General features: G+C 70.3%; 16 protein-coding genes. 6 read left to right on the top strand and 10 right to left on the bottom strand.

The features are described from left to right. Nucleotides 1–2 precede the first annotated feature (2 nt). The 6 genes from GFH49_RS38185 to GFH49_RS38160 all read right to left on the bottom strand — a co-directional run bounded on the left by GFH49_RS38185 (nucleotide 3) and on the right by GFH49_RS38160 (nucleotide 5,452). Nucleotides 3–1,868: a glycosyltransferase family 2 protein gene (locus tag GFH49_RS38185; protein WP_230396729.1), complete on the bottom strand. Its 1,866-nt coding sequence runs from the start codon at nucleotides 1,866–1,868 to the stop codon at nucleotides 3–5. A 722-nt stretch (nucleotides 1,869–2,590) separates the two neighbouring features. After that, on the bottom strand, nucleotides 2,591–3,241 hold the full coding sequence (locus GFH49_RS38180) for a TetR/AcrR family transcriptional regulator (RefSeq protein WP_155060635.1): 651 nt from the start codon (nucleotides 3,239–3,241) through the stop codon (nucleotides 2,591–2,593). Continuing rightward, entirely contained in the window at nucleotides 3,238–3,918 is a 681-nt protein-coding gene (locus GFH49_RS38175) for a DUF4166 domain-containing protein (RefSeq protein WP_155060634.1), read from the bottom strand. The genes GFH49_RS38180 and GFH49_RS38175 overlap by 4 nt, the downstream gene beginning before the upstream one ends. After that, the gene (locus GFH49_RS38170) at nucleotides 3,915–4,667 is read right to left on the bottom strand and encodes a hypothetical protein (protein ID WP_155060633.1); all 753 of its coding nucleotides are present in this window, start codon (nucleotides 4,665–4,667) and stop codon (nucleotides 3,915–3,917) included. Before GFH49_RS38170 ends, GFH49_RS38175 begins: the two co-directional genes overlap by 4 nt. Before the next feature lie 150 nt (nucleotides 4,668–4,817). After that, the gene (locus tag GFH49_RS38165) at nucleotides 4,818–5,111 is read right to left on the bottom strand and encodes an MTH1187 family thiamine-binding protein (RefSeq protein ID WP_155060632.1); all 294 of its coding nucleotides are present in this window, start codon (nucleotides 5,109–5,111) and stop codon (nucleotides 4,818–4,820) included. Beyond that, complete coding sequence (locus tag GFH49_RS38160) at nucleotides 5,108–5,452, bottom strand: DUF3817 domain-containing protein (protein WP_155060631.1); 345 nt, start codon at nucleotides 5,450–5,452, stop codon at nucleotides 5,108–5,110. The genes GFH49_RS38165 and GFH49_RS38160 overlap by 4 nt, the downstream gene beginning before the upstream one ends. 185 nt (nucleotides 5,453–5,637) lie before the next feature. Here GFH49_RS38160 and GFH49_RS38155 point away from each other — a divergent pair, with 185 nt between their 5' ends. From GFH49_RS38155 to GFH49_RS38140, 4 genes are all read left to right on the top strand, one after another. Then, entirely contained in the window at nucleotides 5,638–6,270 is a 633-nt protein-coding gene (locus tag GFH49_RS38155) for an AIM24 family protein (RefSeq protein WP_155060669.1), read from the top strand. 1 nt (nucleotide 6,271) lies between these two features. Further along, on the top strand, nucleotides 6,272–6,922 hold the full coding sequence (locus GFH49_RS38150) for an AIM24 family protein (RefSeq protein WP_155060630.1): 651 nt from the start codon (nucleotides 6,272–6,274) through the stop codon (nucleotides 6,920–6,922). Nucleotides 6,923–6,957: 35 nt separating this feature from the next. Next, nucleotides 6,958–7,713, top strand: a complete 756-nt coding sequence (locus GFH49_RS38145; protein WP_155060668.1) for an AIM24 family protein — start codon at nucleotides 6,958–6,960, stop codon at nucleotides 7,711–7,713. A 92-nt stretch (nucleotides 7,714–7,805) separates the two neighbouring features. Then, on the top strand, nucleotides 7,806–8,282 hold the full coding sequence (locus GFH49_RS38140) for a MarR family winged helix-turn-helix transcriptional regulator (RefSeq protein ID WP_155060629.1): 477 nt from the start codon (nucleotides 7,806–7,808) through the stop codon (nucleotides 8,280–8,282). 10 nt (nucleotides 8,283–8,292) lie between these two features. Here GFH49_RS38140 and GFH49_RS38135 read toward each other — a convergent pair whose 3' ends face one another. Together GFH49_RS38135 and GFH49_RS38130 are read right to left on the bottom strand one after the other, a co-directional pair. Next, a complete protein-coding gene (locus GFH49_RS38135) occupies nucleotides 8,293–9,723 on the bottom strand; it encodes a sensor histidine kinase (RefSeq protein WP_155060628.1) in 1,431 nt (476 codons plus the stop codon). After that, nucleotides 9,720–10,436, bottom strand: coding sequence for a response regulator transcription factor (locus GFH49_RS38130; RefSeq protein ID WP_408055988.1), 717 nt, complete (start codon nucleotides 10,434–10,436; stop codon nucleotides 9,720–9,722). Before GFH49_RS38130 ends, GFH49_RS38135 begins: the two co-directional genes overlap by 4 nt. A gap of 120 nt (nucleotides 10,437–10,556) precedes the next feature. Between GFH49_RS38130 and GFH49_RS38125 the strand changes: the two genes are divergently transcribed. Continuing rightward, on the top strand, nucleotides 10,557–11,261 hold the full coding sequence (locus GFH49_RS38125) for a PepSY domain-containing protein (protein WP_155060626.1): 705 nt from the start codon (nucleotides 10,557–10,559) through the stop codon (nucleotides 11,259–11,261). A gap of 558 nt (nucleotides 11,262–11,819) precedes the next feature. On the opposite strand, the gene meaB is transcribed toward GFH49_RS38125, so the two are convergent. Both meaB and GFH49_RS38115 read right to left on the bottom strand, forming a co-directional pair. Beyond that, entirely contained in the window at nucleotides 11,820–12,776 is a 957-nt protein-coding gene (gene meaB, locus GFH49_RS38120; RefSeq protein ID WP_155060625.1) for a methylmalonyl Co-A mutase-associated GTPase MeaB, read from the bottom strand. Between the two features lie 34 nt (nucleotides 12,777–12,810). Next, nucleotides 12,811–14,013 carry an acetyl-CoA C-acetyltransferase gene (locus tag GFH49_RS38115; protein ID WP_155060624.1) on the bottom strand — a complete coding sequence of 401 codons (1,203 nt, stop codon included), beginning with the start codon at nucleotides 14,011–14,013 and terminating at the stop codon, nucleotides 12,811–12,813. A 178-nt stretch (nucleotides 14,014–14,191) separates the two neighbouring features. Between GFH49_RS38115 and mce the strand changes: the two genes are divergently transcribed. Then, a complete protein-coding gene (mce, locus tag GFH49_RS38110) occupies nucleotides 14,192–14,632 on the top strand; it encodes a methylmalonyl-CoA epimerase (RefSeq protein WP_155060623.1) in 441 nt (146 codons plus the stop codon). Nucleotides 14,633–14,806: the final 174 nt, after the last annotated feature.

The following is a 14,806-nucleotide window of genomic DNA, read 5'->3' as shown; positions in this document are numbered from 1 at the left end:
GCCTAGTTGCCTCCTGTCGTGGAGCCGGCGACCGATGAGCCGACGACCGATGAGCCGACGACCGTAGAGCCGACGACCGAGGCGCCGGCGACCGGGGCGCCCGCGCTGTTGCCGGCGAGCGCGGGTTCGGCGCCCTCGCTTCTGCGGGGCGGGGCGTGCAGTACGGGAAGCGGCGCGCGCTCCCTGCGCTCCTTGAGCAGGGTGGCGCACCATACGGCGACCGGCGCCAGGGAGATCGCCGTGGCCAGCAGCGCCCAGGTGCGCATCGCCGCGTGCGTGTGGTCGAGGATCATCGACACGGTGAGGGAGGTCGCGAGCAGGGCCGCCCAGAAGAGGTGGATGCGGAAGGTGAGCAGGCGGTCCGGGCTGGCGTCGTCGCCCTTCGGTGTCACCACGAAGCGGCTGGGGCGGCGGAGGACGGCCTCGCCGAACGACTTGAGGTAGATGGGCGCCGAGAGGGCCGACATCGCCATGCCGGCGAGGCCGCCGGAGCCCTGTGGTTCGTGCGGGGAGACGTTGTGGCGGCGGTTCCAGAGGTAGAGGCCTATCTGGAGCGCGGCGGCGTCGCTGTAGAGCATCAGCCAGACCGAGGCGGCGACTTGGGTCCCCGAGGCGCCGAACCAGAGGAACAGGACGCAGCTGAGGATGCCGAGGAACCAGTTGACCGCCGTCATCGGGTAGTACACCAGCATGAGGGTGTAGGAGAGGAAGCGGCCGGGGGGCATCTTGCCGGGGGCCTTCCAGTACTGCTGGATCAGCGTCTCGTAGGTGCCGCGCGACCAGCGCATCTGCTGGGTGAAGAAGTCCGTCCAGGAGGCAGGGCCCTCGCCGACCGCGAGTACGTCGGGGGTGTAGACGCTGCGCCAGTGGTTGCGGGTGCGGGGGTTGCGGGTGCGGTGCAGTTCGAAGCCGGTGGCCATGTCCTCGGTGATCGAGTCGTAGAGGCCGCCTATCTGCCTTACGGCTTCGATGCGTACGACGTTGTTGGTGCCGACGAACATGGGGGCGCGGTAGCGGTTGCCCGCGCGCTGGATCAGCGCGTGGAAGAGGAACTGCTGGGACTCCGCGGCCTTCGTGACCGGGTTGTGGTAGTTGCCGTACACCTGGGGGCCTACGACGAAGGCGACGTCCGGGTCGCGGAAGTAACCCATCATCCGCTCCAGGAAGTTGGGGAGCGGGATGTGGTCGGTGTCGACGGAGGCGAAGAAGTCGTACTCCGCGCCGTGCATCGCGATCCAGGCGTTGTAGTTGCCGTGCTTGGTGCGGGCCTTGTGGACGCCGTCCGGCCTGTTCCACTCGGGGACGCCTCGGCGGGTGAAGTGCCGCACGCCGAGTTCGGCGCAGAGGGCCTTGGCCTGGTCGTCGTCGCCCTCGTCGAGGAGCCATACATCGACGACGCAGCGGGGGCCGGGGTGGTGGATGCGGGTCGCGCCCTCAAGGGTGGCGCGGACCATGTCGAGGGGTTCCTTGCCCGGGACGTACGTGGTGAGGAAGGCGACGCGGGTGCCGGGTTCGGGGAACACCGGGACGGGATCGCGGGCGACCATGGTGGCGTGGGCGACGGAGGCGACGTTGACGACCATGAAGAGCTCGATGAGCCCGATGGATATCAGCATGGTGACGTCGAGGCCGACCAGCCACTCGTCGCCGCCTTCGCGGTCCACCCAGTGGCTGGGCCAGACGAGGTAGACGAGGAGGGTGCCGGTGAGTATCGGCGCGAAGGTCATGAGCAGGATCGCACGTATTCGGTGCGGCTCGCGGGCGAGGAGCGATATGTACTGGACTCGGTACGCCTTGTCCGACGGCTCCCTGAGCGGTCCTGCCAGTCGGCTGTGGGTGTCGTAGTCGTAGCCCTCCGGCTGCCGCACAGCGTCCTCCAGTTGTGTGGGGTGATCGAACTAGTCGATACCCCTACGAAAGTGGAGTTTTGGGGGTGTGTCGAACTGGGCGCGTCCAGGTGGGTGCCGGGGCCTCCGGCGGTGCGTGGTGCCTCCCGGCGGGGGTGCCGGGTGGGTGGGGGTGCGGAGTGCCTCCCGGCGGGGCTGCGGGTTGGTGGGGGTGCGCGTAGCGCCTTCGGTATGGGGTGCGCGTAGCGACTTCGGTGGAGGGTGCGCGTAGCGACTTCGGTGGAGGGTGCGCGTAGCGACTTCGGTGGAGGGTGCGCGTAGCGACTTCGGTGGAGGGTGCGCGTAGCGACTTCGGTGTGGGGTGCGCGTAGCGGCTTCGGTGTGGGGTGGGGGCGGGGCCGCGGTGGGGGTGTCCGTCCTCGGAACGTCGCGGCTCGGTCCGTTGGTGCGGTGCCCGCGTTGACGCGACAACCGCTGCGGGCGGACACCCCCGCCCGTCCCCTTCCCGCCGTTCGCGACCGCGGGTGCGTGGGCGCCTACGCGGCCCGTAGGGTCGTCCGTTCGGCCGCGGGCGACTGCGGATGCGTCGGTGCGCGGCAACCCGTCCAGCCGTATCCGCCCAGCTGCGGGCAGCTGCGGGCAGTCGTGCCGCCTGGGGCGGCACGGGTGGGCGCAGGCGGCAACCCGTCAGCGCCGGGCTGCGCGACCCACCCCCGCCCAGCCGCCGCGCCGGGTACCGGGTGTCAGCGTCGGCTGGTTCGGCGGAGGTGATGGCGTACCGCTCGCTGGGCGACCGGGCCGAGTTGTTCCAACGCGCCGATGACGAAGCCGAGTTGCTCCAGGGCGTCCAGGGCGGCCGTAGCCCCCGTGGCGTCCACCCCTTCGTACAGTTCGATGCCGACGAAGGACGCGGCCACCGCGCGCGCCAGCCCCGCCGGGCCCGCGAACTCACCGAGGGGCGTCGCCGCGAGGACCCGCGTGAGGACCTTCTCGATCTCGACGATCCAGAGGTCGAGCCCCGCCGCCGTGGCCGGCCCGAGGGTCTCGTGGGTCTGGGCGCCGGCGAGGAGCTGACCGAGGAGGGCGACATGGCCTCCGGCGCGCTCCTGTTCGTGGATCTCCCGGCCCACGGTGAGGAGTTCGGACAGGGACGTGACAGCGGCCAGGCGCGGACGGTAGCGGGCTACCGTCCGCTCCGCGCCGTACCGGCACGCCGCCGCCAGCAGCTCGTCCACCGAACCGAAGTGGTAGAAGACCAGCGCCTGATTGACACCCGCGGCCGCCGCCACCGTACGGGCCGACGTCTTCGCGATGCCCTGCTCGGTGAGCGTCCGCAGCGCGCCGTCGAGGAGTTTGGTCTTGGTCTCCAGGGACTTCGCCGTCTCGGGGCTCATGCGCGCAACTCCTCGCGGACGGGGCGCAGTCCGGGGCGCACACCGCTGTGACGTATGTCCGTGTATGCCGCCCTGAACCAGCCTTCGTAGCCGAAGAGCGGGCCGAAGTGGCGGTTGACGACCCTGACTTGGATGCGGAAGCGGGCCGTGTCGTCGTCGTAGCCCTCTCTTACTTCCGCGGTGGCGCCGATCAGTTCGGGGACTCGTACGTCCACCGGGCCCTCCCGGAAGCGGTGTTCGCCGGAGCGGATCAGGAGGGAGCCGTCGGGCTCCGCGCCGAAGCGGAGGTCGGTCGCCAGGTGCTGGTGGGTGCCGAGGTAGTCGAGGATGCGGTCGCCCTTGGGGCTCAGCACCATCTGGGCGTCGAAGCGGCGGGGGTCGCCGGGCAGGTCGAAAGTGCGCACGAAGGCCACCGTCTCACGGCCGTAGGTGTCCGTGTACGGGACGTTCTCGATGGTGAACGGGACGTTCCGGCCGGTGCGTGGGAGGAGGATGTTTCTGGTTGCGCCAAGGGCGAGGAAGGGCTTGACCCAGGGGCCGCCGTGCCAGATGCGGTGCATGACACCTCGGCCCGTGCACGCCTCGCCGCTCGACAGGCCCACGGAGAAGCGGCGCTGCAGCTGAGGGTGGAGGCGGTCGAAGTCCCGGCCCATCACCGTGCGGAAGATCGACGTCATGACAGCTCCTCCAGCGTGCGCAGGACGCGCGGGGCACGCGCGCGTACGGGTGGGGTGCGCGGACAGCGGCGGGCCGCGGGCGTACCGGCGAGCGGTGACTTGAGCAGGGCCGCGCAGATGGCGAGCGTCAGGAAGAGGGGGCAGAGGTACGCCATCGTCGGCGCGAACGGGCCGAACAGGCTGAGGGAGGAGGTCTGGAGCAGGGCGATGGGGGCGAGCGTGAGGGTGAGGACTCGTACGGTCATTTCCGCCAGCCAGTTCAGCAACGCCCGCTCGGGGGTGATCCCGCGCTCCAGCCAGAGGCGGAGGCGGTCGAAGGACCATGCCGTCGCCCAGCCCATCAGGGGGCGCAGGACGAGGCGGTCGGCCAGCGTGCCGAAGGCGCCCCAGCGGGGCCGGTAGTCGTAGCCGGTGAGGAAGCGGATTCCGTCGCCGTCGGGGACGTAGCGCCAGTAGCCGCTGCCCTCGGCGAGGAGGGAGAGGGGGTGCGGGGAGGCGAAGCGCAGGGCGGAGGTGCGGGTGCCGTCGGGGCGTTCCTTCTCGCCGGCCGAGATGCCGGTGCCGGCGATGGTGAGGAAAGGCAGCACGCGCGTGGCGTAGCGGAAGTGCTGCGGCTCGCCTTCGGCGCGGGGGAGGTAGTCGATCTCGGTGAAGCGGAGGTCCCAGCGCTGGTGCTGGGAGGGTTCCTGGGTGCGGGTCCAGAGGTCGTCGAGGTCGGTGCGTATGAATGCCTCTATGTAGAGAGCCATCGGTGATCCCCCTGGTGAAGTCTGCTTTTGAGCGGTTGCTCAAACTTCTCGGGCGGAGCCTAGCAGTGTTTTGAGCGTTCGCTCAGAAAGAGCGGACGAGAAAACCCCGGCCCTTGTCGGGCCGGGGTTCGCTGCTGGTGCGGGTGTGGCCTACTCGGCCAGATGACGCTCCACCGTCTCCACCTTGGAGGTGAGACCGTCGGTCACTCCGGGGCGGATGTCCGCCTTGAGGACGAGGGACACGCGCGGGGCGCGCTCCTCGACCGCGGCCACGGCACGCTTGACGACGTCCATGACCTCGTCCCACCCGCCCTCGACGGAGGTGAACATCGCGTCCGTGCGGTTGGGCAGGCCGGACTCGCGGACGACGCGGACGGCGTCGGCGACGTACTCGCCCACGTCCTCGCCGACACCGAGCGGTGTCACGGAGAAGGCGACGATCACGCGTTCACGATCCCTTCCCTGCGGGCGCGGGAGGCGATCACCGCGTTCTCGGCCTCGCGCTTGAGCTTGCGCTCGGCGAAGAAGCCGCCGGCGGGCAGGACGGAGAGGACGAAGTACAGGGCGGCGGTCTTCAGGGACCACTTCGTACGGTTCCAGGCGTCCGCCCAGAAGATCACGTACAGGATGAAGAGAACGCCGTGGATCATGCCCATCACGGGCACCGCGTCGAAGTCCGTGGTCCGCCTCAGTACCGAGCAGACCAGCAGGAGCAGGAACGAGACGGCCTCGGGGACCGAGACGAGACGGAGACGGCGGAGGGAGGAGGCGGTCTTGAGGTCCACGGGTCACCTTCGATGGGGGAGACGTCGACTGCTTGTGAACACCGGCACAAACATCCCGCCCATTGTGGCAAACGACTTCGCGGGGTGAAGGCACCCCCCACCCCCTAGGGGCACTCTCAGGGTCCGCCTCCACCCCCGGGATCTGTCGGCAAGGGCTTGCGTGCGGCTACCTTCACCCCGTGGCGATGTTCCGACTTCAAGGCAGCAAGGTGCTTGCCGTCGACATGACCGGGGACGCCGTGAAGGCGAAGAACGGCTCGATGGTCGCGTACGACGGGCAGATGGCCTTCAAGAAGCTGAGCGGCGGCGGTGAGGGGCTCCGGGGCATGGTGACCCGGCGCATCACCGGCGAGCAGATGACCGTGATGGAGGTGTCCGGGCACGGCACGTGCTGGTTCGCGGACCGCGCGTCCGAGATCAACCTCGTGAGTCTCCAGGGGGACAAGCTGTACGTGGAGTCGAGCAACCTGCTGGCGACCGACGCGGGGCTGCGGACGGGCACGTCCTTCACGGGGCTGCGTGGCGCCTCTCAGGGAAACGGGCTGTTCACCACGACCGTCGAGGGGAGCGGGCAGGCGGCGATCATGTCGGACGGGCCGGCTGTCGTGCTGCGGGTGAGCGCGCAGTATCCGCTGACCGTCGACCCGGGGGCCTATGTGGCGCACCAGGGGAATCTTCGGCAGTCCTTCCAGTCCGGTGTGACGTTCCGCACGCTCGTAGGCGAGGGCGGCGGTGAGGCCTTCCAGATCCGCTTCGAGGGGGACGGGCTGGTGTACGTGCAGCCCAGTGAGCGGAACACCGTCGCGGGGGAGGTGTGACATGGGCTTCCGTGAGATCAACTCGAAGATGGTCGAGGCGACCGTCATGCCCGGCCAGCGGCTGTTCAGTCAGCGTGGCGCCATGCTCGCCTACAAGGGCGAGGTGTCCTTCACGCCCAACATGGCCGGCGGCCAGGGCGGGATCATGTCGATGATCGGGCGCCGGGTCGCCCATGAGGACACGCCGCTGATGACCGTCGAGGGCAGCGGCACGGTTCTGTTCGGGCACGGCGGGCACCACGTCCAGGTGATCAACCTCGCCGGCGACACGCTGTGTGTGGAGGCGGACCGGCTGCTCGCCTTCGAGGGCACCCTCCAGCAGGGCACGATGTTCCTGGGGTCCCAGGGCGGCGTCATGGGCATGGTGCGGGGCCAGGTGACGGGTCAGGGACTGTTCACCACCACCCTCAAGGGGCAGGGCGCGGTCGCGGTGATGGCGCACGGCGGCGTCTTCGAGATACCGATCACCCCCCAGCGGCCCGTCCATGTCGACCCGCAGGCGTACGTCGCCCACCACGGCGACGTACGCAACAAGCTGTCCACCGCCCTGGGCTGGCGGGACATGGTGGGCCGCGGCTCCGGCGAGGCCTTCCAGCTGGAGCTGAGGGGCAACGGCGCGGTGTACGTCCAGGCCTCGGAGGAGAAGCTGTGACCTACGGAACTCCCGGCGTCGTCGTCCACGACCCGATGACCCTGCCCGCCGACGACAACGTGAACTCGTACACCTTCTGCGTGGAGCTCAAGGGCACCCAGTGGTTCCTGCAGAAGGGGAAGATGATCGCCTACTACGGCTCGATCGACTTCAACGGCATCGGACACGGCCGTCTGGACCGTCTTGTCCGTACGTCCTTTCATTCGCCTCTGCATGCGAGCGACTGGGTCGTGGCGGAGGGCTCGGGCAAGATGCTCCTCGCCGACCGGGCCTTCGACGTCAATTCGTATGACCTGGACCAGGGCAACCTGACCATTCGCGCGGGCAACCTGCTCGCTTTTCAGCCAAGTCTTGCGCTCAAGCAGTCGATCGTTCCGGGTTTTCTGACGCTGATCGGAACCGGCACCTTCGTAGCCGCATCCAACGGTCCGGTGGTGTTCATGGAACCGCCGATCCGGGTGGACCCGCAGGCGCTCGTCGGCTGGGCCGACTGCCCGTCACCGTGCCATCACTACGACCATGGCTACATGACGGGCCTGATGGGCGGTCTACGTGCGATGACGGGCCTCGGCGGGGCGTCCGGCGAGGAGCATCAGTTCGAGTTCGTGGGAGCCGGTACGGTCCTGCTGCAGTCCACCGAAACCCTGATGGCCGAGCAGGCCACGGGGGCGGTCCCGCAGCAGGCCGGCGTACCTGGGGCCCGCGGTGGTCACACAGGGCCCGCACAGCAACCGGGCACACCGCGCCTTCCCGGACAGCTGGGAGACCTTCAGCGTCGCTTCGGGCTGTGAGCGGTAGTCTGCGGAGTGTGACATCGAACGTGTGCGCACCGTCACACCACCCTCATTAGTTCGCCTTTCAACATTTTAGGTAGACTTCATTCATGGAGACCGAGACGGCTACGCGCTGGCTGACCGATGCGGAGCAGTGCGCCTGGCGCACCCACCTGGAGGTCAACAGGCTGTTGACGTACCAGCTCGAAAAGGACCTGCAGCCGTTCGGCCTGACGATGAACGACTACGAGATCCTGGTGAATCTCTCCGAGTCGGCGGACGTACGGATGCGGATGAGCGACCTCGCGTCCGCCACCCTCCAGTCCAAGAGCCGCCTCTCGCACCAGATCACCCGCATGGAGAACGCGGACCTGGTGCGGCGGGAGAACTGCGAGTCCGACCGCCGTGGACTGTATGCCGTGCTCACCGAGCACGGTATGGAGACGATGAAGAAGGTCGCGCCCCATCATGTGGCGTCTGTGCGGAGGCACTTCATCGACCTGCTGCCCCCCGAGGCACTGGCCCAGCTCGACAAGGGCCTGAAGCCGATCGCCGAGCACCTGCGCGGGCAGCGCGGGCGCCCCTGACGTCCTGAATTCAGGGAAGCGGCAGGCGGAGTTCGAACAGGGCTCCGCCTGTCGGCGCGTCCCGTACCGTGAGCGTGCCCCCGTGCCGTACGGCGACGTCCCGGGCGATGGCGAGACCCAGCCCCGCGCCGCCGTCGTCACGGCTGCGGGCGGCGTCCAGCCGTACGAACCGCTCGAAGATCCGCTCCCGGTCGGCCTGCGGCACCCCGTCGCCGTCGTCGGCGACCGCGACCACCGCCCGGTCCCCGTCCCGCCGTACGGCCACGGTGACCGCCGTTCTGGCGTGCCGCTGCGCGTTGTCCAGCAGATTGGCCAGCACCCGCCCCAACTGCCCACGCGATCCGGCCACTTCGACGGCGCCGGTGGCCTCGACCGTCACGCCCGTCCGCCCGGCGGCCTCCTCCCCCGCCAGCGCGGCGAGGTCCACGCGTGTGCCGGCCGGCCCCTCCCCCGCGTCCAGCCGGGCCAGCAGCAGCAGGTCGGCGGCCAGGTGCTGCAGTCGTACGGTGTCGGCGACCGCGCCGTCCAGGTCCAGCAGCTCGGGATGGGCGGCGGCCACTTCGAGCTGGGTGCGCAGGGACGCGATCGGGCTGCGCAGCTCGTGGGAGGCGTCGGCGACGAACCGCCGCTGGCGCTCCACGGAGGTCTCCAGGGCGGCCAGCGTCTCGTTGGTCGTCCGGGCGAGCCGGGCCACCTCGTCGTGCGTGTCCGGCACCGGCACCCGGCGGGCCAGGTCCTCGGAGGCGGTGATCGCGGCCATCTCGCCGCGGATGCCCGCCACCGGGCGCAGTGCACGCCCGGTGACCAGCCAGGTCACGCCCGCGACGACGCCGAGCAGCAGCGGGAGGCCGATCAGCATGACGGTCAGCGCGGTGTTGACGGCGCTCTGCTCGGCGGACAGCGGGGCGCCCGCGTAGACGGTCAGCGCGCCCTTGCCAGGGACCTCCACGTGGACCTCGGCGAAGCGGTAGTCGGCCGACTCCCCCTCGATGGTCGCGGAACCGTCGTGGAAGGTGGTGTCCCGGCCGATCTCACCGGGTTCCAGGGAACGGTCGTCGGAGTCGTCGTCATCGTCATCGTCGTCGCCGTCGCCCTCCGCCGGGCCGCCGCCCCCTGGGGCCTGCGGCCGGACCGCGTCCGTGCCCGTCCCGCTGATCCGCTCCAGCTGCTCGCCGGCCGCGACCAGCCTGCCGGCCGCGTCGACGATCTGGACCGGCCGGTCGTCGTCGTCCAGGGAGAGCTGCTCGTACGCCGTCCCGGCCGCGAGGTCGGCGGCGACCTCCCGCGCGGACCGCTCGGCCTGGGTGCCCGCCTGGCCGACGAGGTTGGACCGCAGCGACAGCAGGACGGCGGTCCCGGCCGCGAGCAGCGCCACGGCGACGACGAGGGTGGCGCCGAGCGTCGCCCGGGAGCGTACGGAGCCGAAGAGCCGTCGTCTCACGCCGTCTCCAGCCGGTAGCCGGCGCCGCGCACCGTCCGGATGAGCCCGGCGCGCAGCTTGCGCCGCAGGGTGCTGACGTACACCTCGACGATGTTCGGGTCGCCCTCGTACGCGAAGTCCCAGACGTGCTCCAGGATCTCGGCCTTGGACACCACCTCGCCGGCCCGCACGACGAGCTGCTCCAGGACCGCGAACTCCTTGGTGGTCAGCGCGACTTCGTCCCCGTCCAGGAAGACACGGCGGGCGGCCGTGTCGACCTTCAGGTCACCGTGGACGTGCACGGGCGAGGCCCCGGCGCCCTGCCGTCGCCGCATCAGGGCCTTGATCCGGGCGACCAGGACGACGTACGAGAACGGCTTGGTGAGGTAGTCGTCCGCGCCCGTGTCGAGGCCCTCCGCCTCGTCGTACTCACCGTCCTTGGCGGTGAGCATCAGGATCGGCACGTCGTGTCCGGCGGCGCGCAGGGCGGCGCAGACGCGGTAGCCGTTGAGGCCGGGGAGCATGATGTCGAGGATCACCAGGTCGTACGATCCCTCGGTCGCCCGGTGCAGGCCCTCGCGGCCGTCGTGCACGACGTCGACGGCATAGCCCTCGGCCGACAGGCCCTTGGCGAGCGACAGGGCCAGCCGCTTTTCGTCCTCCACGATCAAGAATCGAAAAGGGTGGCGCGAAGCGCCTCCAGCAGGGTGGTGGTGGGAGACGGGCGGGCGCATGGAGTACAGGTTCGCAAAGCCAAGCTGAAGATGTCTTCAGGCGGCTTCAGGTTCCCCTCAGCGTCGGTCGGCGAGATTGATTCCCGTCGAACGAACAGCAACGACTCGGGAGGGATCCACATGAAGCGCAACATCGTGATCGCCGCTGTCACAGCCGCCGCACTGATCGGGGGCGGTACGGCCACGGCGCTCGCGGTCTCGGGGGAGGACGACGCGCCCGCGCGGCAGACGGGGGCGGGCGCGACGGTGACGCGGGACGACGACGCACGGCGCGTGGAGTCCGGCACCGTGACCGCCGCCGACGCGATCACCGCCGCCTTGAAGGAAGCCCCGGGCACCGCCGTCTCCGCCGAACTGGACGACGACGGTGACGACGACGGGGATGACCGCGGGGATGACGGCGCGGCCGGGTGGCAGGTCCGCATCCTCGCCGGCGACGACACCTGGCACACGGTCAGCATCGATCCGGCCAGCGGCAACGTCCTCGGCTCCCAGACCGGGCGCGAGGACGATGACGACGACACCGCCGACGTACGCGCCGCGCTCAAGGGCACTTCCGTGACCGCCGCGCAGGCCGCCGAGGCCGCCGCCGCCAAGGGGACGGTGACCGACGTGGACCTCGACGACGACGGCCGCGCGAAGGCCTGGGACGTCAGCACGGGCTCGGGCAAGGACGACCGCGACTGGCACGTCGACCTGAACACCGGCAAGGTCACGGCCGACTCGGACGACGACGGCGACGACGGCGACCGCGACAGCCGCGCGGACGACGACCACGACGACGACCACGACGACCGCCACGACGACCGCCACGACGTCGACTGACGATCAGCGGGCGTCCCGCGGGCACGCGCCGGGGTCGTGTCCCGCGGGGTGGTGTAGGGATCAAGGGCTTGGGGTTCCGGTCGAGGCCCACGGCGGTCTCGTGGCGGCGGCAGTCCGCGAGGCGCCCTGCTCAGGCGCTCCGGACACCTGCTCCGGCGTGACCACCGCCCTCGACCTGCGAGTTCCGGCGCCATGATCCGCTACACCATCCGGCGGTCACCCGGCGGTCACCCGGCGGGAAGCCATCCGCACCAGCGGTCACCCGGCGGGAAGCCATCCGCACCAGCGGTCACCCGGCGGGAAGCCATCCGCACCAGCGGTCACCCGGCGGGAAGCCATCCGCACCGGCCGCCGTACCAAGCAGGTCGGGCTGGGTCCGCCGCGGTTCTGCGGTGCCCGAGGGGCGCGGGGCCGGGCCGATTTCGCGGCTCCGCCGCGCGGGAGCGGCCAGCCACGGCGGGCCCGCGGACGAACGACGGCGCATCGCGGCCCCGCGGCGGAGCGGCGAAACCGGCGCGGCCGGCGGAGGGCTCAGCACACACGTACGCCCGCTTCCCGTCAGCCCGCCGTGATCCCGGCCACCAGCTCGTCCGCCGCCCCGTACGGATCCAACTCCCCCGCGACGATCCGCTCCGCCAGCGCGCCCAGCCGCCGGTCACCGTGCAGGTCGCCGATCCGCTCGCGCAGGGCGGTGACGGCGATCGTCTCGACCTCGCGGGAGGCGCGGGCCAGCCGGCGCTCGGCGAGGACGCCCCGCTCCTCCATCCAGGCGCGGTGCTTCTCCAGCGCTTCGAGGACCTCGTCGATGCCCTCGGCGCGGGCGGCGACCGTCTTGACGATCGGGGGGCGCCAGTCGCCGGGGCCCCGGGTCTCGCCGAGGCCCAGCATGTGGTTCAGCTCGCGGGCGGTGGCGTCGGCGCCGTCGCGGTCGGCCTTGTTGACGACGTACACATCGCCGATCTCCAGGATTCCGGCCTTGGCGGCCTGGATGCCGTCGCCCATGCCGGGTGCCAGGAGGACCACGCTCGTGTCGGCCTGTGACGCGATCTCGACCTCCGACTGGCCGACTCCGACGGTCTCGACCAGGATCACGTCGCAGCCCGCCGCGTCGAGGACGCGGATCGCCTGCGGCGCGGCCCAGGCGAGGCCGCCGAGGTGGCCGCGTGTCGCCATGGAGCGGATGTAGACGCCGGGGTCGGAGGCGTGCTCCGACATGCGGACGCGGTCGCCGAGCAGGGCGCCGCCGGAGAAGGGCGAGGACGGGTCGACGGCGAGGACGCCCACCCGTTTGCCCTGCTTGCGGTAGGCCGTCACGAGCACCGACGTCGATGTCGACTTGCCGACACCGGGCGAGCCGGTGAGGCCGACGACGTACGCGTTGCCCGTCAGCGGGGCGAGCGCCGTCATGACCTCGCGGAGCTGCGGGGACGCCCCCTCCACCAGGGAGATCAGCCGGGCCACGGCCCGCGGCCGGCCCTCTCTGGCCTGGTCCACCAGTGTGGCGACGTCCTGCATCACAGCTCCGTTCGGCTCACCGACGTAAACGGCATCAGGCCTTGGGTACCCGCACGACGAGCGCGTCACCCTGCCCGCCGCCGCCACACAGCGCGGCCGCGCCGACGCCGCCGCCCCGGCGCTTCAGCTCCAGCGCGAGGTGCAGCACGAGACGGGCGCCCGACATGCCGATCGGGTGACCGAGGGCGATCGCGCCACCGTTGACGTTCACCCTTTCGCTGGACACTCCGAGGTCCTTCATTGACTGGACGGCGACCGCGGCGAACGCCTCGTTGATCTCGATGAGGTCCAGGTCCGCGACCTCCAGGCCCTCCTTCTTCAGGGCGTGCAGGATCGCGTTCGCCGGCTGCGACTGGAGAGAGTTGTCGGGACCGGCCACATTGCCGTGGGCGCCGATCTCGGCGATCCAGTCGAGGCCCAGCTCCTGTGCCTTGGCCTTGCTCATCACGACCACGGCCGCCGCACCGTCGGAGATCTGCGAGGCCGAACCCGCGGTGATCGTGCCGTCCTTGGCGAACGCCGGGCGCAGCTTGCCCAGCGACTCGGCCGTCGTCTCGGCGCGAATGCCCTCGTCCTTGCTGAAGACGACCGGCTCGCCCTTGCGCTGCGGAATCTCGACGGGGGTGATCTCGGCCTCGAAGAGGCCGTTCTTCTGGGCGGCAGCGGCGCGCTGGTGGGACAGGGCGGCGATCTCGTCCTGCTCGGGGCGCACGATGCCCAGCCTCGTGTTGTGCTTCTCGGTCGACTCGCCCATGGGGACGTTCTCCCACGGGTCGGTCAGTCCGTCGTACGCCATCGCGTCGAGCATCTCGATCGCCCCGTACTTGAATCCCTCGCGGGACTTCGGGAGCAGGTGGGGGGCGTTGGTCATGGACTCCTGGCCGCCGGCGACGATCACGTCGAACTCGCCGGCGCGGATCAGCTGGTCCGCGAGCGCGATCGCGTCGAGGCCGGACAGGCACACCTTGTTGACGGTGAGCGCCGGGACGTTCATCGGAATGCCCGCCTTGACCGCGGCCTGGCGTGCCGGGATCTGCCCTGCCCCGGCCTGGAGCACCTGGCCCATGATGACGTACTGCACCTGGTCGCCGCCGATTCCCGCGCGGTCGAGGGCGGCCTTGATCGCGAAGCCGCCCAGGTCGGCCCCGGAGAACGACTTGAGCGAGCCGAGCAACCGGCCCATCGGAGTGCGGGCACCCGCGACGATGACGGATGTCGTGGTGTTCGTTCCAGACATGAGGTGCGATCCCCTTCCAGCTGCACAGCTGAGGAGTGAACGAGTTGGGGGTCTGGGGGGATCCCCCCAGATGAGGGTGTACTTCGAATGTACTGAGCGGTAGTCCACCCCGTCATCCGGCGTTCGGTGTGATCGCGCGCACGTTGCGTAACCGGCCACATGGCGCTGCACTGACTTCATGCTGACGCGAATCGACCACATCGGGATCGCCTGTTTCGACCTCGACAAGACCGTCGAGTTCTACCGGGCCACCTACGGCTTCGAGGTGTTCCACTCCGAGGTCAACGAGGAGCAGGGCGTACGCGAGGCCATGCTCAAGATCAACGATACGTCCGACGGCGGAGCGTCCTACCTCCAGCTCCTGGAGCCCGTCCGCGACGACTCCACCGTCGCGAAGTGGCTCGCGAAGAACGGGGAGGGCGTCCACCACATCGCCTTCGGCACGGCGGACGTCGACGCCGACGCCGCGGACATCGAGGACAAGGGCGTACGCGTGCTCTACGAGGAGCCCCGGCGCGGCTCGATGGGGTCGAGGATCACCTTCCTGCATCCAAAGGATTGCCATGGCGTCCTGACAGAACTGGTCACTTCGGCGCCCGTTGAGTCACCTGAGCACTGACCCCCGTACATATGGGCCGGTAGGGTTGGGGGCGGTCGCCGCTCAACCCTGTGGTGACCAGGTCCTGGCGTCAGAGGTGGCGCCTGCCTCGCAACGTCCGGCACGCACGGACGCCGCGAGGCCCGTCCTCCGGGCGGTCGATGCCGCCTTTGGCACTCCAGGACCGCCGGGGTT

The organism is Streptomyces blattellae (genome assembly GCF_009709555.1).
In the GTDB taxonomy this organism is placed as follows: domain Bacteria; phylum Actinomycetota; class Actinomycetes; order Streptomycetales; family Streptomycetaceae; genus Streptomyces; species Streptomyces blattellae.
Note: the sequence above shows the minus strand (reverse complement) of the source record. Positions and strands in the feature narration are given on the sequence as shown.